The organism is Achromobacter sp. GD03932, assembly GCF_029839485.1.
GTDB lineage: Bacteria > Pseudomonadota > Gammaproteobacteria > Burkholderiales > Burkholderiaceae_B > Achromobacter > Achromobacter bronchisepticus_A.
The window spans coordinates 47,911-68,976 of record NZ_JAOCAT010000033.1; the positions used below are offsets into that span (position 1 = coordinate 47,911).

Annotated in this window: 19 protein-coding genes; 15 read left to right on the forward strand and 4 right to left on the reverse strand. The window is 67.4% G+C overall.

What is annotated here, in order from left to right:
- Positions 1 to 27: 27 nt before the first annotated feature.
- The 10 genes from N5C88_RS25855 (at position 28) to N5C88_RS25900 (ending at position 10,057) form a co-directional block, all read left to right on the forward strand.
- On the forward strand, positions 28 to 1,071 hold the full coding sequence (locus tag N5C88_RS25855; RefSeq protein ID WP_118931976.1) for a glycosyl hydrolase: 1,044 nt from the start codon (positions 28 to 30) through the stop codon (positions 1,069 to 1,071).
- Between the two features lie 19 nt (positions 1,072 to 1,090).
- Positions 1,091 to 1,576 (forward strand): VOC family protein, encoded by a 486-nt coding sequence (locus N5C88_RS25860; protein ID WP_054454578.1) that lies wholly within the window; start codon positions 1,091 to 1,093, stop codon positions 1,574 to 1,576.
- Positions 1,577 to 1,625: 49 nt separating this feature from the next.
- Positions 1,626 to 2,228, forward strand: a complete 603-nt coding sequence (locus tag N5C88_RS25865) for an amino acid synthesis family protein (protein WP_280016515.1) — start codon at positions 1,626 to 1,628, stop codon at positions 2,226 to 2,228.
- A 12-nt stretch (positions 2,229 to 2,240) separates the two neighbouring features.
- Positions 2,241 to 3,083, forward strand: coding sequence for an alpha/beta hydrolase (locus N5C88_RS25870; protein WP_118931979.1), 843 nt, complete (start codon positions 2,241 to 2,243; stop codon positions 3,081 to 3,083).
- A gap of 57 nt (positions 3,084 to 3,140) precedes the next feature.
- On the forward strand, positions 3,141 to 4,835 hold the full coding sequence (locus N5C88_RS25875; protein WP_118931980.1) for a bifunctional 3-(3-hydroxy-phenyl)propionate/3-hydroxycinnamic acid hydroxylase: 1,695 nt from the start codon (positions 3,141 to 3,143) through the stop codon (positions 4,833 to 4,835).
- Positions 4,832 to 6,427, forward strand: a complete 1,596-nt coding sequence (locus N5C88_RS25880) for a sulfatase-like hydrolase/transferase (RefSeq protein WP_280016516.1) — start codon at positions 4,832 to 4,834, stop codon at positions 6,425 to 6,427. Before N5C88_RS25875 ends, N5C88_RS25880 begins: the two co-directional genes overlap by 4 nt.
- Before the next feature lie 134 nt (positions 6,428 to 6,561).
- Positions 6,562 to 7,524, forward strand: a complete 963-nt coding sequence (locus N5C88_RS25885; RefSeq protein ID WP_280016517.1) for a tripartite tricarboxylate transporter substrate binding protein — start codon at positions 6,562 to 6,564, stop codon at positions 7,522 to 7,524.
- A gap of 167 nt (positions 7,525 to 7,691) precedes the next feature.
- Positions 7,692 to 8,483, forward strand: coding sequence for an amino acid ABC transporter substrate-binding protein (locus N5C88_RS25890; protein ID WP_118931983.1), 792 nt, complete (start codon positions 7,692 to 7,694; stop codon positions 8,481 to 8,483).
- A 145-nt stretch (positions 8,484 to 8,628) separates the two neighbouring features.
- Entirely contained in the window at positions 8,629 to 9,282 is a 654-nt protein-coding gene (locus N5C88_RS25895; RefSeq protein ID WP_054454544.1) for an amino acid ABC transporter permease, read from the forward strand.
- Positions 9,283 to 9,304: 22 nt separating this feature from the next.
- Complete coding sequence (locus N5C88_RS25900; protein WP_118931984.1) at positions 9,305 to 10,057, forward strand: amino acid ABC transporter ATP-binding protein; 753 nt, start codon at positions 9,305 to 9,307, stop codon at positions 10,055 to 10,057.
- 62 nt (positions 10,058 to 10,119) lie between these two features.
- On the opposite strand, the gene N5C88_RS25905 is transcribed toward N5C88_RS25900, so the two are convergent.
- Complete coding sequence (locus tag N5C88_RS25905) at positions 10,120 to 10,518, reverse strand: hypothetical protein (RefSeq protein WP_280016518.1); 399 nt, start codon at positions 10,516 to 10,518, stop codon at positions 10,120 to 10,122.
- A 158-nt stretch (positions 10,519 to 10,676) separates the two neighbouring features.
- Between N5C88_RS25905 and N5C88_RS25910 the strand changes: the two genes are divergently transcribed.
- The 4 genes from N5C88_RS25910 to N5C88_RS25925 all read left to right on the forward strand — a co-directional run bounded on the left by N5C88_RS25910 (position 10,677) and on the right by N5C88_RS25925 (position 14,478).
- Complete coding sequence (locus tag N5C88_RS25910; protein WP_118931986.1) at positions 10,677 to 11,303, forward strand: ATP-binding cassette domain-containing protein; 627 nt, start codon at positions 10,677 to 10,679, stop codon at positions 11,301 to 11,303.
- A complete protein-coding gene (gene fetB / locus N5C88_RS25915) occupies positions 11,294 to 12,091 on the forward strand; it encodes an iron export ABC transporter permease subunit FetB (protein ID WP_118931987.1) in 798 nt (265 codons plus the stop codon). The genes N5C88_RS25910 and fetB overlap by 10 nt, the downstream gene beginning before the upstream one ends.
- A 98-nt stretch (positions 12,092 to 12,189) precedes the next feature.
- Positions 12,190 to 13,818, forward strand: coding sequence for a glycosyltransferase family 39 protein (locus tag N5C88_RS25920; protein ID WP_280016519.1), 1,629 nt, complete (start codon positions 12,190 to 12,192; stop codon positions 13,816 to 13,818).
- 15 nt (positions 13,819 to 13,833) lie between these two features.
- Complete coding sequence (locus N5C88_RS25925; protein WP_118931988.1) at positions 13,834 to 14,478, forward strand: VTT domain-containing protein; 645 nt, start codon at positions 13,834 to 13,836, stop codon at positions 14,476 to 14,478.
- Between the two features lie 80 nt (positions 14,479 to 14,558).
- Here N5C88_RS25925 and N5C88_RS25930 read toward each other — a convergent pair whose 3' ends face one another.
- On the reverse strand, positions 14,559 to 16,787 hold the full coding sequence (locus N5C88_RS25930; RefSeq protein ID WP_059379731.1) for an NADP-dependent isocitrate dehydrogenase: 2,229 nt from the start codon (positions 16,785 to 16,787) through the stop codon (positions 14,559 to 14,561).
- Between the two features lie 516 nt (positions 16,788 to 17,303).
- Between N5C88_RS25930 and ilvA the strand changes: the two genes are divergently transcribed.
- Positions 17,304 to 18,890: a threonine ammonia-lyase, biosynthetic gene (gene ilvA, locus N5C88_RS25935; RefSeq protein ID WP_118931990.1), complete on the forward strand. Its 1,587-nt coding sequence runs from the start codon at positions 17,304 to 17,306 to the stop codon at positions 18,888 to 18,890.
- 10 nt (positions 18,891 to 18,900) lie between these two features.
- Here ilvA and N5C88_RS25940 read toward each other — a convergent pair whose 3' ends face one another.
- Positions 18,901 to 19,836, reverse strand: a complete 936-nt coding sequence (locus tag N5C88_RS25940) for a hypothetical protein (protein ID WP_280016521.1) — start codon at positions 19,834 to 19,836, stop codon at positions 18,901 to 18,903.
- A gap of 59 nt (positions 19,837 to 19,895) precedes the next feature.
- Positions 19,896 to 20,810, reverse strand: a complete 915-nt coding sequence (kdgD, locus tag N5C88_RS25945; protein WP_280016522.1) for a 5-dehydro-4-deoxyglucarate dehydratase — start codon at positions 20,808 to 20,810, stop codon at positions 19,896 to 19,898.
- Positions 20,811 to 21,066: the final 256 nt, after the last annotated feature.

The following is a 21,066-nucleotide window of genomic DNA, read 5'->3' on the forward strand; positions in this document are numbered from 1 at the left end:
GCTGAACCTCATTCGGGGAGTCTGGATATGCAAGGCACGATACTGGTCGGCACGGCCGGCCAAGGAATACTGCGCAGCGTGGACGACGGCGCCACCTGGCACCGCCTGGGGCTGAAGGAAGCCATCGAGTTCGACGGCACGGTGCGCAGCCTGGCCGTGGACCCGGCCGATCCGCGCCGAGTGTTCGCTGGCGCCGACGCCGGCATGTGCGTCAGCACCGACGGCGGCGCGCATTTCACCCGGGTGGACAGCCCCATGAACGGCATGACTGTCTGGGCCATGGCGATCGACCCGACAGACCCGCGACGCATGTATGCGGGCACCGGCGCGCCTTCGCGCGCAGCGATGTTCCGTTCGGAGGATGGCGGCGCCAGCTGGCAACGCCTGTCGCCTGAACTGCCGGAATTCTGCCGCGGCGTGAACCGCCCGCGCATCCTGTCGGTCTGCGTGGATCCGGACGACGGCCGCGAGGTCTGGTTCGGGGTCGAGGAAGGCGGGCTGTGGCGCAGCCGCGATGGCGGCGACACCTGGTCGCGCGAGGACGAGGAGGGCAACGCCGATGCCATCGCCAACCCCGACATCCATTGCGTAGCTGTCCTGCCGGCCACCGCCGCCGCGCCCAAGACCGCCATGGCGCTGACCGTGAACTCCGTCTACCTCAGCGAGGACGACGGCCGGCGCTGGGACGGCGTGGCATCCAAGTCGCGCTTTGACGGCATGTACTACACCCGCACGGTGCAGGCGTTGCCGAACGATCCCGACACGCTGTTGCTGGCCATCGGCGACGGCACACCCGGCACGCGCAGCAGGATCTACCGTTCGTCCGACCGCGGCCGCAACTGGCAGCCGGCGCTGCTGCACACGCCGCCCAATTCCACCTTCTGGGCCTTCGGCGTGCACGCCGCCGACCCGCGGCTGGCTTTCGCCGGCACCAAGTACGGCCATCTGTTCCGTTCCACCGACGGCGGCCGCAGCTGGTTCAAGGAATGGCGCGACTTCAGCGAAATCACCGCCGTGGCCTGGACGCCGTATGCCGCGCCCGTGACCGCGCATCCCCAGTCCATCAACTGACAACCCGCCCGAGACCGCCATGTCCACCAACACCACGCTAGCGCCGGCAGACCGCCGGCCGCGCATCGCGCGCACCCACCTGGCCCTGTTCGTACGCGACCCGTTCGCGTCGGCGCCCTGGTACGAATCCGTGCTCGGCATGCAGGAGACCGCGCGGGGCGAGCAATGGGTGTTCCTGTCCTTCGGGCGCAAGCACCACGACATCGCCCTGATCCGCGCGGCCGAGGGCGAGCCCGCCCGCGGCCCCGTCAACATGCAGCACTACGGCCTGGAGATCGAGGGCGACGTGGACGAACTGCGCCGCCTCTACGGCATGTTGCTGGCCAAGGGCGTGGACGTGGTGAAGATCACCGACCACAAGGTCGGCTACGGCCTGTACTTCACCGACCCGGACGGCCACCGCTTCGAGTTCTTCTGCGAAACCGTGCACGGCGACGAAGAGGGCAAGCAGGTTCTGCACGACCACAACGCACCCAGCGTCCCCATGACGCTGGACCCGCTTTGACCGCCCGCGCGGCGCATCCCTTACTGATTCCACATTTCCTGGAGCATCCATGAGCAACAGCAATTTCGGTCCCTACCGCATCCGCAAGTGGTATTTGCAGATCGACGACACCCTGGCTACCGAAACCGGCGAACCCGCCGACGGCGAGCCGCTGCGCAAGATCGTCATCGCGGCCGCGCTGCACAACCCCTACGCGGGGCGCTTCGAGCGCGACCTGTCGGGCTACGTCGAACCCTCGGGCATGCTGGGCGAGGAATTCGGCCGGCGCATCATCGCCGCGGCTGGCGGCCAACCGCTGGAAAGCTACGGCAAGGCCTGCGTGGTGGGCACCGAGGGCGAGTACGAGCACGGCAACGCGCTCCTGACCACCATCTTCGCCGAGCCCGTGCGAGCAGCGCTTGGCGGCGGCAAGGCCTGGGTGCCTTCCACCGGCAAGCGCGGCGGCCCCGGCACCGTCATCGACATTCCGCTGGCGCACAAGGACGCGCTCTATGTCCGTTCCCACTACGACAGCGTGACGGCACTGTTCGGCGACGCGCCCAACCGCGACGAAGTGCTGATCGCCTTCGCCTTCGCCACCCGCGGCCGCCTGCATGCGCGCCTGGGCGGCATCCCGGCCAGCGAAATCCAGGGCAAAGACGGACTCTGCTGAAAGGAAGCGCACATGCAACGCCGCGACACCGAAATCGCCGTCAACGGCATGACCCTGCACCTGACCGAGTGGGGCCCCCAGGCAGGGCGTCCGCTCTTCATGCTGCACGGCATCCGGGGCTACGCCGAGACCTTCGCCGGCATCGCGCAGGCCTTGCAGCCGGACTTCCGTGTCCTGGCCTATGACCAGCGCGGCCGCGGCGCCAGCAGCTGGGATCCGGGGCGCAACTACTACACCGACGCCTACGTCGACGACCTGGCGAGCGTGGCCGACGCGCTGGGCCTGGACCGCTTCGATCTGCTGGGACATTCGATGGGCGGCATCGCGGCCATCGTCTTTGCCGCCCGCCATCCGCAGCGCGTGCGGCGCCTGATCGTCGAGGATGCGGGACCCGCCGCCTTCGAAGGCAGCGCGGGCGCGGCGCGCATCCAGCGCGAGCTGCGCGAAACGCCCGAATCCTTTCCCGACATAACCGCGGCGCGCGAATACCTGCGCGCGCTGCGGCCCAGCGTGACCGAAGCCGCCCGCGAGGAACGGCTGCGCCACATGCTGAAGGAGGACGGGGCGGGCGGCTGGACCTGGCGCCACGACCATGCGGGCATCGCCGCGACCCGGCTTGATCCCGATCCGGCGCGCGTGGTGGACCTGTGGCCGCAGGTCCAGGCGCTGAGCTGTCCGACCCTGGTCGTGCGCGGCGGGCGCTCGGACTACCTGCAGGCCCAGACCGCCCGCGACATGGCGGCGCGCAACCCGAACGTGGAATGGGTCGAGATCGAAGGCGCCGGCCATTACATCCACGACGACCGGCCGGCCGCCTTCGAGCAGGCCGTCGGCGGGTTCCTGCGGCGCGCCTGAGGCGAGCCCAAGGCGCAACCCGCCAGGCACAAGACAAGAATCCAAGGGAGAGCCGAGATGGCGCATATCGTAGAAGTGCCGGTGCTGGTTGTGGGCGCCGGGCCGGTCGGCGTGACGCTGGCCAATCTGCTGGGCAGCTATGGCGTGGAAACGCTGGTGCTGGAACGCAACCAGGACGTGCTGGACTATCCGCGCGCGGTGGGCCTGGATGACGAGGCCATGCGCACGTTCCAGAGCGCGGGCCTGGCCGATGAGATGCTGCGCGACATGATCCAGAACGTGCCCATGCGCATGTACACGCGGACCAAGCGTTGCTTCGCCGAGATCCTGCCGGCCACGCGTGAGTTCGGCTGGTATCGCCGCAACCTGTTTTCGCAGCCGCTGGGCGAGCGCACCCTGCGCGCCGGGCTGCGGCGCTTTCCCCATGTGGCGCTGGAACTCGGCACCGAGCTGCTGTCGCTGACGCAGGACGAGCGCGGCGTCTCTGTGCGGGTGCGCGATGCCAAGGGCGCCGAGCGCGAGATCCGCACGCAATACCTGCTGGCCGCCGACGGCGGGCGCAGCACGGTGCGCGAGCGCATCTTGCAATTGCCCTTCGACGGCAACACGCATCCGCGCAAATGGGTAGTCATCGAATGCGACCAGGACCCCCTGGACGCGCCCTACACGGCGCTGCATTGCGAGCCGCGCCGCCCCTATGTCTGCCTGCGCCTGCCTTACGGCCTGCGGCGTTGGGAGTTCATGCTGTTTCCCGGTGAGGACGGCGAGCAGATGCTGCAGCCCGAAAAGGTGCAGGAACTGCTGCGCCACCACGTCGCCGATCCGACCAGGCTCAACGTCATTCGCGCACGGGTCTATACGCACAATTCGCGGGTGGCGCGCAGCTTCGTCTCGGGCCGGGTCTGCCTGGCGGGCGACGCCGCGCACCTGACTCCGCCCTGGATCGGCCAGGGCCTGAACGCCGGCCTGCGCGACGCCTTCAACCTGGCCTGGAAGGTGGCCTGGATCGTGCAGGGCCGCCTGGACCCGGCCGCCTTGCAGAGCTACCACGACGAACGCCACAGCCATGCCCGCGCCATGATTTCGCTGGCCGACATGTTCGGCGCCATGCTGTCGCAGACCAATCCCGTGCTGGCGGCGCTGCGCGACACGTTCTTCCTGTCGATCCGGAACATTCCGAAAATCCGCGACTATGTGCTGCAGATGAAGTTCAAGCCCATGCCGCGCTACAGCAGCGGTGTGGTAGGCGACAGCGCCGACAGGACGCAGCGCGAGTGCATCGGCCGCATGTTCATCCAGCCGCTGGTGGAAGGCGAGGACGGCGCCACGCTGCGCCTGGATGAAGCGCTGGGCGCGGGCTTCGCCCTGATAGGCTGGCGCCGCGATCCGCGCGCCGGGCTGCCGCCGGCCCTGCGCGCGCAGCTCGACAAGCTGGGCTGCCGCTACGTGGCGGCGCAGCGCGCGCGTAGCGGCTGCGATCCCGACGAGCTGCAGGCCGGGGCCTTGCCCGTGCTGCAGGACACGGAAAACGCGCTGCACTTCTGGTTCCAGCGCACCCGCGCCGACTGGGTGCTGGTGCGTCCGGACCGTTACGTCGCGGCGCTGGGCCGGCGCGAGGACGCGGCCGATGCCCTGGGCCGCTACGCCGCCCGCTTCGTGCCGGGCGCCGCCCAGGCCACAAGCCAGCCCGCGGCGCAGGCAAGCAGTCCGGCACATGCGCCCGGGGCCATGCTGAACGGAGCGCAGCCATGAACGCGCCTGTCCAATCCGGGAACGGCCCGGTCCGCAACGTGCTGTTCATCATGTGCGACCAGCTGCGCGCGGACCACCTGTCCTGTTATGGCGGAGCCGGCGCCCTGCGCACGCCCCACATCGACCGGCTGGCGCGCATGGGAGTGCAGTACGACCGGGCCTACGTGACGTCCGCGGTCTGCGGCCCGTCGCGCGCGTCCTACTACACCGGCCGCTATCCACTGTCGCACCGCGTCACCTGGAACCGCGTGCCGCATCCGGTGGACGAATGGTGCCTGGGTGAATACCTGGCCCAGGCCGGCCTGCCGCTGCACCTGCTGGGCAAGACGCATTTCGTGCCCGATCGCGCCGGATTGCGGGGCAAAGGCTATTCGGCCGAGGACGAACAACGTTTCCTGCAAGGCGGCTTCGTGCCCATCGAGCGCTACGACGGCCATTTCGAATTGGCCAAGGACAGCCCTTACCGCCGCTACCTGCGCGAACGCGGCTACGACAGCGAACGGCCCTGGGAAGACTACGTGGTGGGCAGCCAGGCCGCCGACGGCAGCATCGCCAGCGGCTGGCTGATGCGCAACGCGCCGCTGCCTGCCCGCGTGGACGCGGCGGACTCCGAGACGGCCTATCTCACGGACCGCGCGCTGGATTTCATGCAGGGGCAGGGCGACCAGCCCTGGGCGCTGCATCTTTCCTACATCAAGCCGCACTGGCCGTACAAGGCGCCGGCGCCTTACCACGCCATGTACGGCGCGCAAGACTGCGCGCCGCCGGTACGCTCGCAGGCGGAACGCGAGCGTCCGCATCCGGTGCATGGCGCCTACCAGCGGCTGGAAGAGTCGGAGTCCTTCGCCCGCGACGAGGTCTGGCGCAGCATACGGCCGGTCTACATGGGGCTGGTCAAGCAGATCGACGACCAGATCGGCCGGCTGCTGGACTACCTGGAGAGCAGCGGCAGGCTGAAGGACACGCTGATCCTCTTCACCTCCGACCACGGCGACCACCTGGGCGACCACTGGCTGGGCGAAAAGGAGTACTTCTACGAGAGCGCGATGCGCGTGCCTTGCCTGGTCCATGACCCGGCGCCCGCCGCCGACGCGACCCGCGGCACGCGCAGCGAAGCCTTCGTCGAATGCATAGACATCGTCCCCACGGTGCTGGACGCGCTGGCGCTGCCGGGGCAAGAGCACCGCATCGAGGGCCGCTCGCTGCTGCCGGGCATCCGCGGCGTGTCGGAGTCCGCGCCGCCCGCGCGCGAGTACGTGGTGGGCAGCCTGGACTACGCCTACCGCGAGGCGCGCCTGTTCCTGGGACGTGGTGAGCGCGAGTGCACCGGTCTCATGGTCCGCGACGAGCGCTACAAATACTTGCATTGGCAGGGCTATCCCGCGCAACTGTTCGACCTGCGCGACGACCCTGGCGAACTGCATGACCTGGGCGCCGATCCGGGCATGGCGCCGGTGGCGGCACGGATGCGTTCCGCACTGCTGGACTGGCACGAAGGCCTCAAGCGCCGCGCCACCGAAACCGACGAGGAAGTACGCGAGCGCACGCATGCGCACGAACGGATGATGGGCATTCTGATCGGCCGCTGGTGAAGCGGACCGGTCCTGATCTGGATTTCCAGCCGCCCGGGTTCGTCCTGGCTCGGAGCGGCAACTCAGTCGCCGGACGCTTCCGGGAAACGACATATACAAGGGGAAGTACCATGGGATCGCCGTACCGTTGTTGTTTGCAACCCGTCTTGTGGGCCGCGCTGGCGCTATTGCCAGCTACCCAGGCCGCGGCCCAGTCCTGGCCGTCGGACACCGTGAAGATCGTGGTGCCGTATCCGCCCGGCACCGAACCCGACGTGCTGGCGCGCGACCTGGGCAACCGACTCTTCAAGGAGAGCGGCAAGACCGTGGTGGTGGAGAACCGCCCCGGCGCCAACGCCATCATCGGCAGCGACTACGTCGCCAAGGCGGCGGGCGACGGCAATACCCTGCTGATGGTGGACCGGCTGGCGCTGGAGACCAATCCCTTTCTATATGCCAAGGTGCCGTACCGTTGGCAGGAAGATTTCAAGCCCGTCACCGACCTGGGCCAGGTCCAGCTGTACGTGGCGGTCAGCAATGCCTTTCCGGCCAAGACCTATAAGGAATTCATCGACTACGCCCGGGCCAATCCGCAGCGCATCAACGTCGGCACCGGCGGCCAGGGCCATGTGAACCATCTGGGCATGGCCATGCTGGCCAGCGCCGAGGGCGTGCAGTTCACCTATGTGCCGTTCAAGGGCGTGGCGCCGGCCATGACAGCGACCATGGCGGGCGACGTGGACAGCGTCATGGCGGGCGGCCTGGCGGTGTCGGAACAGTACAAGGCCGGCAAGATCCGCGTGCTGGTCGCCGGCGCCTCGCAGCGGGCCGCCATGATGCCCGACGTGCCGACGCTGCAGGAGGCGGGCGGCAAGGCCGGCAGCATTCCGTCCACGGTCTTTACCCTGTTCGCCCCGGGCAAGACGCCGGATGTGCTGGTGGCGCGGATCAACCAGGCGGTGACGGCGGTCACGGCGGATCCAGCGTTTCGCCAGACCTACGAAGCGCGCGGCCTGCTGGTGCGCGGCTCCACGCCCCAGGCCACGCTGGCTGCCATGAAGGAAGAGGCCGGCCGCTATGAAACCCTGATCAAGTCGGCCGGGATCAAGCCGGATTGAAGAGCAGGGCGTCCGGGCGCCGCGCGGGCGGCGTCCGGGGCGGGTTGGGGGGCAATGTCGCCCCAGGGGACGGATTGCGCTCCCGCAAGAGGATAAAATACCGGCTCGCGGCTTTTTGACTGGCCATTCCGGCATTCTTCATTCTTGCGCCCGGCGCATCCATAACGATGAAAAAACTGACAGCTGTACTCCTCGCTTCCGCCACCGCGCTGCTCACGGCTTGCGGCCCCAGCGACAATGCGCCCGCCGCCGGCGCGCAGGCGCCTGCCGCCGCCAAGAAGGTCGTGGTCGGCCTGGATGACAACTTCCCGCCCATGGGTTTCCGCGATTCGAACAACCAGATCGTCGGTTTCGACATCGACATGGCCAAGGAAGCCAGCAAGCGCCTGGGCCTGGAAGTGGAGTTCAAGCCCATCGACTGGAGCGCCAAGGAAGCCGAACTCAACGGCAAGCGCGTCGACGTGCTGTGGAACGGCCTGACCATCACCGAAGAGCGCAAGAAGAACATCAGCTTCACCGCGCCCTATATGGCCAACCACCAGATCATCATCGTCGGCAACGCCTCGCCCGTGAAGGCCAAGGCTGACCTGGCCGGCAAGGTCGTGGGCGCCCAGGACGGCAGCAGCGCCACCGACGCCATCGCCAAGGACCCGGTCGCGGCCCAGATCAAGGAAGTGAAGAAGTTCGGCGACAACGTCACCGCGCTGATGGACCTGGCCGCCGGCCGCCTGGACGCCATCGTGGTGGACGAAGTGGTGGGCCGCTACCTGATCAGCAAGCGCGCCGGCGAATACCGCGTGCTGGACGAGAACTTCGGCACCGAAGACTACGGCGTCGGCGTGCGCAAGGACGACACCGAGCTGCTGGGCAAGCTGGACAAGACCCTGGATTCGATGAAGCAGGACGGCACCGCCGGCCGCATCGCCACCCAGTGGTTCGGCGCCAACATCATCAAGTAAGGGGCGGGCGGCGTCCGCGGCCATCCGGCGCGGGCGTCCCGGCCTGTATTTCGCAGCCCGCCGCGGCGCCAAGGCGCCAGGCGGGCTTACTCATGAATCGATCCAGCCCCGGCGTCCACCGACGCTGACGGCGCGAACCCACTGCATGGACTACGTTCTCTCCCTATTGGGGCCATTGGCGCAAGGCGCGAAAGTCACCCTGACGCTGTTTTTCATCACGCTGGCGCTGGCCGTCCCGCTGGGCCTGGTGCTGGCGCTGGTGCGGATCTCCAAATGGCGCCTGGCCAGCAGCCTGGTCAACGGCTATATCTGGCTCATGCGCGGCACGCCGCTGATGCTGCAGATGCTGTTCATCTACTTCGCGCTGCCGTTCGTGCCGGTGATCGGGATCCGCCTGCCGGACTTTCCGGCCGCCGTGGTGGCCTTCGCGCTGAACTACGCGGCCTATTTCGCCGAGATCTTCCGCGCCGGCATCCAGTCGGTGGACCGCGGCCAGTACGAGGGCAGCAAGGTCCTGGGCATGACCTATCTGCAGACCCTGCGCCGCATCGTGCTGCCGCAGATGGTGCAGCGGGTGCTGCCGCCCATGAGCAACGAGACCATCACCCTGGTCAAGGACACCTCGCTCATCTACGTGCTGGCGCTCAACGACATCCTGCGCACGGCGCGCGGCATCGTGCAGCGCGATTTCACGACCACGCCGTTCCTGGTCGCCGCCGCCTTCTATCTCATCATGACGCTGATCCTGACGTGGTTCTTCCAGCACATGGAAAAGCGCTATGCCAAATATGACCAGTAATTCTCCGTCCGCGCGTCCCGTCATGATCGAGGCCCGCGAAATCATCAAGTCGTTCGGCCCCAACCGCGTGCTGGACCGGGTATCGCTCAGCCTGGGCCAGGGCGAAGTGGTCGCGGTGATCGGCCCGTCCGGCTCCGGCAAGAGCACCTTCCTGCGCTGCCTGAACCACCTGGAAACCATCGACGAGGGCAGCATCGAGGTCGAAGGCGAGGCCATGGCCCGCGCCGTGCCGGGCGGACGCAGCCAGTACGCCAGCGACGCCGACGTGCGCCGCATCTGCCGCAAGATGGGCATGGTGTTCCAGTCGTTCAACCTGTTCCCGCACATGACCGTGCTGCAGAACATCATCGAGGCGCCCATCACCGTCAAGGGCATGACCCGCGCCCAGATCGTGCCCAAGGCGGAAGAGCTGCTGCGCAAGGTGGGCCTGCTGAACAAGCGCGACAACTACCCGACGCGCCTGTCCGGCGGCCAGAAGCAGCGTGTGGCGATCGCCCGCGCGCTGGCCATGGAGCCGGACATCATGCTGTTCGACGAACCCACCTCGGCGCTGGACCCGGAACTGACCGGCGAAGTGCTGCGCACCATGAAGCAGCTGGCCGACGAGCGCATGACCATGCTGGTCGTCACCCATGAAATGGGCTTTGCGCGCGAAGTCGCGCACCGGGTCATCTTCATGGACGAAGGCCGCATCATCGAGGAAGCGCCTTCGGCGGACTTTTTCCGCGCTCCGCAAGAGGCGCGCAGCCGCGAGTTCCTGGCGCACATGCTCTGAGGCGCCGGCGTTGCAAGAAAAAGCCCGCTCAGGCGGGCTTTTTCATTTCGCAAACATTCCTGTCACTGCCGGGCGATGCCCAAGGACGAGCGGACCGTCTCTGCAATGAGCGCAAAAGGCAGCTTCTGGGCACTGCGCGGGAGCTTGGCGGAAGTAAAGCCGTCGGCCAGCCAGCCCTGCAGGGCTTGTTCCGGACGCTCTTGCGGGGAGGCCGCCGCCACCGCCTTGGGCACGGAGATGGCAAGCAGCAAGGACTCCTTCTTCGCGTAGTACCTGGCGCTGGAAGAAAAGCCTTCTGGTCCGTAGTCGGTGATGCTGCCGCCGATCCACAACTCGACGTCGAGGGTCCGCAGGCCGGCGACGGACAGGTCGGCCAGGGCGGACTTCAGCTTCGGCCGAAGCTGGACGATGCCGGCAAGCCAGGCGACGCCGGCCTCGGGGCCGCCGATTCTGCCACTCAAGGAAACTTCCATCGAAACTCCTGAAAAGGCGCGCCGGTGTACGGGCTGCGTCGCGCTATCGTCGCACGCCAGCGGGCCATGATGGGCGCTTGAGATTAACGCATCACCGAGGTGGTTCCGGGTGCGGACCGGGGCGCCACGGGCTAAGATCTGTATCCATGCCGAACACCACCACCGACGCGCACCCGCTGCTCAGGCTGCGCGGTATCTATAGCGAACGCCTTGCGCCCGTCGGCCTGGACCTGGCCGCAGGCGAATGCGCCGCCATCATGGGGCCGTCAGGTTCCGGCAAATCCCTTCTGCTGCGCCAGATCGCCGACCTCGACCCCGGGCATGGTGAAGCGCTGCTTGAGGGCCGCCCGCGCTCGGGCATGCGGGGTCATGAATGGCGCCGCAAGGTCATGTACTGCCAGGCGGAAGCAGGCTGGTGGGACGATCTGGTGCTGCGGCATTTCACGGACCGCGCCCAGGCCTTGGCCATCATGCAACGCCTGGGGCTGTCGCCTGACAAGCTGGACGCGCTGGTGCATGAGCTGTCCACGGGCGAACGCCAGCGCCTGGGCCTGGTGCGCGCATTGGCGCTGGCGCCCCGCGTGCTGCTGCTGGACGAGCCGACCGCCGCGCTGGATCAGGCCGCCACGGACCAGGTGGAAGCGGAGCTGCGGCGCTACCTGGACGGCGGGGCAGCGATCTTGATGGTGACGCACAGCCCGGCGCAGGCGCAGCGTCTGGCGCGCCGTTCCTGGCGCATGGAGCAGGGCAGGCTGGAACCGCTATGGACGTGATCAAACTGCAGGCCTCCGACCTGGCCATTGCCTCGCTGCTGGTGCTGCTCAGCGCGGGCATCTCCTTTGCCTTGCGCCTGAACCTGCAGCGCCAGGTGCTGTGGGCCGCGGTGCGCACCGTCGTGCAGCTGCTGCTGGTCGGCCACATCCTGCGCATCGTGTTCGCGCACGCCGCGCCCTGGCTGACGGCGCTGGTGGTGGCGGTGATGATGGCGCTGGCGGCGCGGGAGGTGGCGGCGCGGCCCAGGGGCAGGCTGACCGGCCGCGGCAACGGCTGGGTCGGCGCGATGGCGGTGGCGGGAACCACGGTTATCACGGTGCTGTTCATCCTGAACACGGCGCTGCGTCCGGACCCCTGGTACGACCCGCGCTACACCATCGCGCTGATCGGCATCGTGCTGGGCAGCGTGCTCAACGCGGCCAGCCTGGCGCTGGACGGGGTCTTGTCCGGCGCGCGGCGCGAGAAACTGGCGATCGAGGCGCGGTTGGCCCTGGGCGCGACGGTGCACGAGGCGTTTTCGTCCTTGCTGCGCGAATCCGTGCGGCGCGGCATCGTGCCCAGTATCAATCAGATGTCGGCCGCCGGCATCATCACCCTGCCGGGCATCATGACCGGGCAGATCATCGCCGGCATGGATCCGATCGAGGCCGCAAAGTACCAGATACTGCTGATGTTCCTGCTATGCGGCGCCAGCGGCATGGCGGCGATTGCGGCGGCCTATGGCGCCATGCGCCGCCTGACGGACGAGCGCGAGCGGCTCAGGCTGGACCGGCTGCATCCGACGTAGGCGGCAGGCAAATTTTTTGGAAATTTCATGAAAGCTTGACGCGCGCCTGGCGATACTGCGCGCAATCTTGCATTTTCCTGAACCCTTTCCGGCTCCTCATGCGACTAGCGTCCCGTCCCGAAGCACCTCCGCAGCACATTGCCTCCGTCCAGCGCCGTCTATGGGCGCGCCGCAGTGCCTGGCCCGCCTGGCTGGTGCTGGCTTGCCTGGCCCTGTGGCTGGGGGCGCTGGCCTGGGCGCGCTGGCTGACGCTGCCCGACGAGGGGCGTTATGCCGGGGTGGCCTGGGAAATGCTGCGCAGCGGCTCGCCCATGGTGCCCTTGCTTGACGGCATGCCGTACTTCCACAAGCCGCCGCTGTACTACTGGCTTGCGCAGATCAGCTATGTGCTGTTCGGCGTGCACGAGTTCAGCGCGCGGTTGCCTTCGCTGCTGGGCGCCTGGAGCGCGGGCGCCGCGCTCTACGCCTTCGTGGCGCGCTACCGCAATGCCGCGCAGGCGCGCTGGGCCGTGGTGATCCTGGGCATGATGCCGCTGTTCTTTGGCGCCGCCCAGTTCGCCAATATGGACATGCTGGTGGCCAGCATGATCACCCTGTGCGTGCTGGCGGCGGCCGACACCGCCTTGCGCCGCGCCGCGGGGCGGCCGTTCCGCGCCATGGCGGTGGCCACGGGCGTGCTGGCCGCGCTGGCGGTGCTGGCCAAGGGGCTGATCGGCGTGGCGCTGCCCGGCGCCATCGTGCTGGCCTGGCTGCTGCTGCGCCGCGACTGGCCCGGCGTGCGCGCCTTGCTGTGGGTGCCGGCCTTGCTGGCGTTCGCGCTGGTGGCGGTGCCGTGGTTCTGGCTGATGGAATTGCGCCATCCCGGCTTCTACCAGTACTTCTTCGTCTACCAGCAGTTCGAGCGTTTTTCGCAGGGCGGCTTCAACAACGCGCAACCGTTCTGGTTCTACCTGCCCATCGTGGCGGGGCTGTCGCTGCCGTGGTCGGTGTGGGGCATTTCGATCTTCAAGCCGGCCTATTGGCGCGAGTCCGATCCGCAGGGCCTGCGGCGCCTGATGGCGATCTGGATCGCGGTCGTGATCGTGTTCTTCTCGATTCCCAATTCCAAGCTGATCGGCTACGTGCTGCCGGTGTTCCCGCCGCTGGCGTTCCTGATCTGCGAACGGGTCGCGCCCGCCTGGGCGGCCGGCAAACGGCGCGGCGCCTGGATCGCCGTCGGGGTATCCGCCGTGATCTGTCTGGCCGCGGTCATCGTCGCGTCGTCCAATCCGCGCGGCAGCGCCGGGCCGCTGGCCAGGGAATTGCGCAAGGAAATGCAGCCGCAGGACATCCACATGGCGCTGCATAGCTTGCCTTTCGACCTGGGTTTCTATACCCAGGCCAAGGAACCCGCCTGGATCGTCGACGATTGGCAGAACCCCGAGATCCCCAAGCGCGACAACTGGCGCAAGGAACTGTACGACGCCGCCCAGTTCGACCCCGTGATGGGCAAGCGCGTGCTGATCGGCGCCGACGACATGCGCGTGCGCATGTGCGCAGCGGCGGACGGATCGCGCTTCTGGATCTGGGGCCAGGAAGACGACGGCGGACGCTATCCGGTACTCGCCGGCGTGGCGCCGAGGCTGTCCGTCGGGAAGCGGTTCGTCTGGCGCATCGATATCGACGCCGCGTCCCGCCAGCGCATGTGCGCCGGCATGCCGGCGGCGCCGGCGCAGGCCAAACCTTGATTCAAAGATTCGATCATGAGCATTACTGAAGTGTTTTCCTGGCTGACCAGCGAGCAGGGCCTGATGGCGGTGCTGGCGCAGAATTGGGTGCTGGGCACCGCGATCATCGCCGCGGTCATCTTCGTGGAAACGGGCCTGGTGGTGATGCCATTCCTGCCCGGCGATTCGCTGCTGTTCGCCGCGGGCGCGTTCCTGGGGCTGGCCGGCGTCGATCCGGCCATTTCGCTGGCGGCCATCACCGCTGCCGCCATCGCGGGAGACGCGCTGAACTATTCCATAGGATCATCTCGCTGGGGGCAGAGGCTTGCCAGCAGCCGCTGGATCAAGCCCGATCACATGGAGCGGGCGCGCGCGTACTTCGCGCGTTTCGGCGCGATGACCATCACCGTGGCGCGTTTCGTGCCCATCGTCCGGACCGTGGCGCCGTTCGTCGCCGGCCTGTCGCAGATGCCGCGCCGCACGTTCTACACCTACAACGTCATCGGCGGCATCCTGTGGTGCTCGTCGATGCTGCTGGCCGGCTACTGGCTGGGTTCGATCCCGTGGGTGCGGGCCAACCTGCATTGGGTCTCGGTCATCATCATCGGCCTGTCGCTGATTCCCGTCGCGCTTCAGTTCCTGCAGGTGCGCCAGCTACGGCACCGCGAAGCGCAGCGCTAGGCGCGCGCAAAGGAAAAGGCCGGCAGCCCTGGGGCTGCCGGCCTTTTTTTGTTGCCGCGCCGAGGCGCGGCAGCGGAGGCTTAGGCGATCGAGGCCAGGGCCTGGTTCAGCGTGGCGCTGGGGCGCATGGCCTGGCTGGCGAGGGCTTCGTTGGGCTGGTAGTAGCCGCCGATGTCGACGGGCTTGCCCTGGGCAGCCTTCAGTTCGGCCAGGATCTTGTCCTCGCCGTCGGCCAGCGCGCGAGCCGGCGCCGCGAACAGGGCAGCCAGTTCACGGTCGTCGGTCTGCGCGGCCACGGCCTGGGCCCAGTACATGGCCAGGTAGTAGTGGCTGCCGCGGTTGTCCAGGCCGCCGACCTTGCGCTCGGGCGACTTGTTCTCGTCCAGGAACTTGGCGGTCGCCAGGTCCAGCGTCTTGGCCAGGACCTGGGCGCGGGCGTTGCCGTAGCTGCGGCCCAGGTGGTCCAGCGATTCAGCCAGGGCCATGAACTCGCCCAGCGAATCCCAGCGCAGGAAGCCTTCTTCCAGGAACTGCTGCACGTGCTTGGGGGCGGAACCGCCCGCGCCCGTTTCAAACAGGCCGCCGCCGGCGACCAGCGGCACGATCGACAGCATCTTGGCGCTGGTGCCCAGTTCCATGATGGGGAACAGGTCGGTCAGGTAGTCGCGCAGCACGTTGCCGGTCACCGAGATGGTGTCCAGGCCTTCGCGGATGCGCTTGACCGAGAACTTGGTGGCTTCGACCGGGCTCAGGATGCGCAGATCCAGGCCGCTGGTGTCGTGGTCCTTCAGGTAGTGCTTGACCTTGGCGATGATCTGCGCGTCGTGGGCGCGGTTCTCGTCCAGCCAGAACACGGCGGGCGTCTTGGTGGCGCGGGCGCGGGTGACGGCCAGCTTGACCCAGTCCTGCACGGCGGCGTCCTTGGTCTGGCACATGCGCCAGAGGTCGCCGGCTTCGACGGCCTGTTCCAGCAGCACCTTGCCCGAAGCGTCGGTGACGCGCACGGTGCCGGCGGCCGGGATGACGAAGGTCTTGTTGTGCGAGCCGTATTCCTCGGCGGCCTGGGCCATCAGGCCGACGTTGGGCACGCTGCCCATCGTGACCGGGTTGTAGGCGCCGTTGCGCTTGCAGTCCTCGATGACGGCCTGGTAGACGCCGGCGTAGCTGCGGTCGGGGATCACGGCCTTGGCGTCCTGCAGATTGCCTTCGGCGTTCCACATCTTGCCCGAGTCGCGGATCATGGCGGGCATGGACGCGTCGACGATGACGTCGCTGGGCACGTGCAGGTTGGTGATGCCGCGGTCGGAATTCACCATGGCCAGCTGAGGCAGGGTCTTGTAGGCGGCGTCGATGTCGGCGGTGATCTCGGCTTGCTTGTCGGCGGGCAGGGACTGGATCTTGGCGTACAGGTCGCCGATGCCGTTGTTGGGATCGAAGCCGGCTTGCTTGAGCGCATCGGCGTGCTTGGCCAGCACGTCCTTGTAGAACACGGACACGACGTGGCCGAAGATGACCGGGTCGGAGACCTTCATCATCGTGGCCTTCAGGTGCACCGAGAACAGCACGCCGGTGGCGCGGGCATCGTCGATCTGCGCTTGCAGGAAGGACTTCAGCTTGGCCGTGGACAGCACGGCGGCGTCGATGATCTCGCCGGCCTTGACCGGGGTCTTTTCCTTCAGGACGGTCTTCGCGCCGTCGGCGGCGGTCAGTTCGATCTTGACGTCGCCGGCTTCCGAAATCAGCGCCGACTTCTCGGTGCCGTAGAAGTCGCCTTCGCTCATGTGGGCGACGTGCGACTTGGAGTCAGCCGACCAGGCGCCCATCTTGTGCGGGTGCTTGCGGGCGTAGTTCTTGACCGACAGCGGGGCGCGGCGGTCGGAGTTGCCTTCGCGCAGGACCGGGTTCACGGCGCTGCCCTTGACCTTGTCGTAGCGGGCCTTGACGTCGCGCTCGGTGTCGTTGGCGGGGGCGTCCGGGTAGTCGGGCAGCTTGTAGCCCTGGTCCTGGAGTTCCTTGATGGCGGCCTTCAGCTGCGGCATGGACGCGCTGATGTTGGGCAGCTTGATGATGTTGGCTTCGGGCTGGACGGCGAGGGCGCCGAGTTCCGACAGGGCATCGCCCAGTTTCTGGCTGTCTTCGAGGTAGTCGGGGAAGACCGAGATGATGCGGCCTGCCAGCGAGATGTCGCGGGTCTCGACCGTGATGCCTGCGGGCTTGGCGAAAGCCTGGACGATGGGCAGCAGCGAACGGGTTGCAAGCGCCGGAGCTTCATCGGTGAGGGTATAGATAATCTTCGGAGTAAGAGACATGATCCTTGAATCTGTTCGGCAGGCGCTAGGCGCAAACCCGAACATGCTATGCGGCCAGAAGCCGGTAGATGTTGTCGGAGAGTGGGTTGGTTTGGGCAAGCACGCGGACGCGTCCAGGATTTGGCCGGAAGGCGTATACCCAACATGACCGACGCCTGCCCCTTTTTGATTTGGGAAAGTGCGACTGCCACGAACCTTCCATTGTAATACCGCGCTACGCCTGCTGCGCAGCAAAAAACCGCGGATTCGGCCGGGATGTGGCCATAATGGCGCCAAATTAAATGGGGACGCATTTAATCGGGAGCGCCGGGGCCGGTTGGCCGTTTGACAAAGCGCCGCACAAGGAGGAAGCTACGTCCCCATGAATTTCCGCGCCGTCCGCATTTCGCTGATTATTACCATCATTCCTGGAATGGTGGGTTAGCGCGCGACCGCAACAGTCACAGCCACCCGCCCCACGAGGCGGGTTTTTTGTGGCCGCCTCTGCCGGGCAAGCACACCGAAGCAGAGAGCCAGATGCACCACACCCCGCAAGCCAGCCAGCAAACCGCCGCGCCGACCGCATTCCAGGACGGCCGGGCCTCGCCGATGGAATACCTGAGGCAGATCCTGACCGCACGCATCTACGACATCGCCCGCGAAACCGAGCTGGATCGCGCCCGCGGCCTGTCGGCCCGGCTGGGCAACCCGGTCTACTTCAAGCGCGAGGACAACCAGCCGGTCTTTTCCTTCAAGGTGCGCGGCGCCTACAACAAGATGCGCAACACGCCGCAGGCGGCGCTGGACCGGGGCGTCATCACGGCGTCCGCCGGCAACCATGCGCAGGGCGTGGCGATCTCGGCGGCCAGGATGGGCGTGCGCGCCATCATCGTGGTGCCGCAGACCACGCCGCAGGTGAAGGTGGATGCGGTCAAGGCGCATGGCGGCCCCACGGTGACGGTGGTGCAGGCGGGCGATTCCTATAGCGATGCCTATGGCCACGCCCAGAAGCTGGCGAGCGCGCAGGACCTGACCTTCATTCCTGCCTTCGACGATCCCTATGTGATCGCCGGCCAGGGCACGGTCGGCATGGAGATCCTGCGCCAGCACGCGGGCCCCTTGCATGCCGTCTTCGTGCCGATCGGCGGCGGCGGGCTGGCCGCGGGCGTGGCGACCTACATCAAGGCGGTGGACCCTGGCGTCAAGGTCATCGGCGTGCAGACCGAGGATTCCTGCGCCATGTCCCTGTCGATGCAGGTGGGCGAACGGGTCAACCTGCCCGAAGTGGGCCTGTTCTCGGATGGCACGGCGGTCAAGCTGGTGGGCGAGGAGACCTTCCGTCTGTGCCGCGAATACCTGGACGAGATCATCCTGGTGGATACGGACGCGGTCTGCGCGGCGATCAAGGACGTGTTCCTGGATACCCGCAGCGTGCTGGAGCCGGCGGGCGCGCTGGCGGTGGCCGGGCTGAAGAAGTATGTAGAGCGCGAAGGCGTGCAAGGCCTGCCCATGGTGGCGGTGACCTCGGGCGCGAACATGAACTTCGACCGCCTGCGCTTCGTCGCAGACCGCGCCGAGGTTGGCGAGGCGCGCGAGGCGGTCTTCGCCGTGACGGTGCCGGAAGAGCGCGGCAGCTTCCGCCGCTTCTGCAGCGTGATCGGTCAGCGCAGCGTGACGGAATTCAACTACCGCATCGCCGACGCGCGCACCGCCCACATCTTCGTCAGCATGCAGATCTCGCGGCGCGGCGACGCGGCGGAAATCATGACGGCGCTGCAGGAACAGGGTTTCTCGGTCGGCGACCTGAGCAACAACGAAGTGTCCAAGCAGCACATCCGCTACATGGTGGGCGGCCGCTCGCCGCTGGCGGCGGGCGAGCGCCTGTTCCGCTTCGAGTTTCCTGAGCGCCCCGGGGCGCTGATGAAGTTCCTGTCCGAGATGGCGCCCAACTGGAACATCAGCCTGTTCCATTACCGCAACCAGGGCACGGAGTTCAGCTCGGCCTTGGTCGGCATCCAGGCGCCGCTGGCGGACAGCGCGGCGCTGGACGCGTTCCTGCGCCAGCTGGGCTACGCCCATACCGAGGAAACCGGCAACGAGGCCTACCGCCAGTTCCTGATCTGAGCGGGCCAGGTCAACCGGGCGCGCAGCCGGGCTTGCGTGGCAGGGTCACGCCCGGCTGCAGGCGCAGCGCGGCGCGTCCCTGCGCCGCCTGCGTCAGCTGCAGGGTGGCGGCGCGCCAGGCCGGCACGTCGTCGAAGGCCACGTCGGGCGCGGCCGAGGACTTGGACTGCGCGTCCGGACGATCGAATTGGATCGCGGGCAGGCGCAGGCAGACATCCTTGAAATCCAGCCGGGCCAGTTCGCGCCCGTCGCTCATGCGCACCGCGCGGAACGCCATCGGAGTGTCCACGAACTTGGTGATGGCCGGCACGATCTGCAGATAGCCGTCGGCGTCCTTGACCCGCTTGGTGGGCTCGATCTCGACCGCGTCCCTGCCTGGCGGCACGGCCAGGTAGGCCACGCCGTCCGCCACGTCCAGCAGCTTGCCCGGCCCCAGGTTCAGGGCGGCGAGCGGCGCGTGGCGGATCATCACGGTTTCGTTCCAGGACGTCTGGACGCGCGTCCAGCCAGGCAGGCGCGCGTCCTCGAAGCGCGTGGTGGCGATGCGATCGCGGTCCGGCTTGGCCGACAAGGCCAGGCGCTGGACCCGCAGCGCGCCGTTGGCCGCGCTCAGCTGCGCCAGCACGGTATTGGCGCTGGAACTGGTGAAGTAGGCCAGCACGGCGTCCGTTTCCAAGGCCTTGGCGGTGGATGCGCAGAAGAACGCGCGGGCCTCGACGTTCTGGCTATCGGGATAGAGCAGGGCGCCGACGTCCTTGCCGCACAGCGGCTTGCCCTGGTAGGTGATGGTGGTGGCGCGGGTGGTCTGCCGCTGGCCGGTATTCCAGTCGCTGCGGCTGCCGGTGGTGGCTTCGACCACCAGGCCGTGGTTGTCGTAGACGACGGCCGCGCCCGCGGGCGCGGCAAGCATGCTGAGCAGAAACGCGAGGTTGCGTCGACGCGCCATAGGCTGACTCCCGGGTGTGGCTGGACCGGTCTATATATACCACCGCCCGGGAGGGCTCCTTACTGCGGGCCGAGCTTGCGGATCAGAGCGCCCAGCATCTCCAGTTCATCGGCCCGCAGGTCGGTCAGGGGCGCGCGCACCGGACCTGCGTCGCGGCCCACCAATTTGGCGCCGGCCTTGACGATGCTGACGGCATAGCCCGGGACGCGGTTGCGGATCTCGAGGTAAGGCAGGAAGAAATCGTCCAGCAGGCGATTGGTGGTGTCATGGTCGCCCGCGGCGATGGCGCGGTAGAACTCCATGGCGGTGCGCGGCACGAAATTGAACACGGCCGACGAATAGACCGGCACGCCCAGCGCGCGGTAGGCGGCGGCGTAGACCTCGGCCGTGGGCAGGCCGCCCAGGTAGGAAAAGCGGTCGCCCAGCTTGCGGCGGATGCGCACCATGGCTTCGATGTCGCCCACGCCGTCCTTGAAACCCACCAGGTTGGGGCAGCGTTCGGCCAGTTGCGCCAGGCTGTCGGCCGACAGGCGCGACTGCGCGCGGTTGTAGACGATGACGCCGATATCCACGGACTTGCAGACCTGTTCGACGTGCGCGGCGATGCCTGGTTGCGAGGCTTCGGTCAGGTAGTGGGGCAGCAGCAGTATGCCTTTGGCGCCCAGGCGCTCGGCCTCTTGCGCATAGGCGATGGCCGTGCGGGTCGGGCCGCCAGCGCCGGCCAGGATGGGGACCTTGCCCGCGCAGGTCTGCACCGCGGTGCGGATCACGTCCGCGTATTCCTCTGGCGCCAGCGAGAAGAACTCGCCCGTGCCGCCCGCGGCGAACAGGGCGGTCGCGCCGTAGGGGGCCAGCCATTCCAGGCGCTGCGCATAGCCCCTGGCGTTGAAGTCGCCGTTCTGGTCGAAATCGGTGACGGGAAAGGACAGCAACCCTTCCGAAACGATGTGCTTGAGTTCCTGCGGGGTGGTCATGTTGCGTTGATCCGTATGGGGGCGTCATCGAACGGCAGGAGTCTGCCGGTAGCCTGGTTAAGAAGTAAGTCATCGTACAACATGAAATGCCCGCTATTCAAGCGAAGGTCGCTGAGAAAATTGGCTTTATAGGTGCATACCCGGTAGATGAATATTTCGCTTCCCAACAATAATTTCATAGTTGTACGATGACATAGGCAGAACATATGCGGCAGGCGCAGGCGCGCGCGGCGGCCAATCCGAAGAGGTTGTCCCG

Excerpts from the sequence above, each read along its gene's own strand:
- N5C88_RS25895 (WP_054454544.1), top strand. The coding sequence starts at position 8,629 with ATGGACTACGTTCTCTCCCTATTGGGGCCATTGGCGCAAGGCGCGAAA.
- kdgD (WP_280016522.1), bottom strand. The coding sequence starts at position 20,810 with ATGACCACCCCGCAGGAACTCAAGCACATCGTTTCGGAAGGGTTGCTG.
- fetB (WP_118931987.1), top strand. The coding sequence starts at position 11,294 with ATGGACGTGATCAAACTGCAGGCCTCCGACCTGGCCATTGCCTCGCTG.
- N5C88_RS25855 (WP_118931976.1), top strand. The coding sequence starts at position 28 with ATGCAAGGCACGATACTGGTCGGCACGGCCGGCCAAGGAATACTGCGC.
- N5C88_RS25880 (WP_280016516.1), top strand. The coding sequence starts at position 4,832 with ATGAACGCGCCTGTCCAATCCGGGAACGGCCCGGTCCGCAACGTGCTG.
- ilvA (WP_118931990.1), top strand. The coding sequence starts at position 17,304 with ATGCACCACACCCCGCAAGCCAGCCAGCAAACCGCCGCGCCGACCGCA.
- N5C88_RS25930 (WP_059379731.1), bottom strand. The coding sequence starts at position 16,787 with ATGTCTCTTACTCCGAAGATTATCTATACCCTCACCGATGAAGCTCCG.
- N5C88_RS25870 (WP_118931979.1), top strand. The coding sequence starts at position 2,241 with ATGCAACGCCGCGACACCGAAATCGCCGTCAACGGCATGACCCTGCAC.
- N5C88_RS25940 (WP_280016521.1), bottom strand. The coding sequence starts at position 19,836 with ATGGCGCGTCGACGCAACCTCGCGTTTCTGCTCAGCATGCTTGCCGCG.
- N5C88_RS25920 (WP_280016519.1), top strand. The coding sequence starts at position 12,190 with ATGCGACTAGCGTCCCGTCCCGAAGCACCTCCGCAGCACATTGCCTCC.
- N5C88_RS25875 (WP_118931980.1), top strand. The coding sequence starts at position 3,141 with ATGGCGCATATCGTAGAAGTGCCGGTGCTGGTTGTGGGCGCCGGGCCG.
- N5C88_RS25890 (WP_118931983.1), top strand. The coding sequence starts at position 7,692 with ATGAAAAAACTGACAGCTGTACTCCTCGCTTCCGCCACCGCGCTGCTC.
- N5C88_RS25860 (WP_054454578.1), top strand. The coding sequence starts at position 1,091 with ATGTCCACCAACACCACGCTAGCGCCGGCAGACCGCCGGCCGCGCATC.
- N5C88_RS25925 (WP_118931988.1), top strand. The coding sequence starts at position 13,834 with ATGAGCATTACTGAAGTGTTTTCCTGGCTGACCAGCGAGCAGGGCCTG.
- N5C88_RS25900 (WP_118931984.1), top strand. The coding sequence starts at position 9,305 with ATGATCGAGGCCCGCGAAATCATCAAGTCGTTCGGCCCCAACCGCGTG.
- N5C88_RS25910 (WP_118931986.1), top strand. The coding sequence starts at position 10,677 with ATGCCGAACACCACCACCGACGCGCACCCGCTGCTCAGGCTGCGCGGT.
- N5C88_RS25865 (WP_280016515.1), top strand. The coding sequence starts at position 1,626 with ATGAGCAACAGCAATTTCGGTCCCTACCGCATCCGCAAGTGGTATTTG.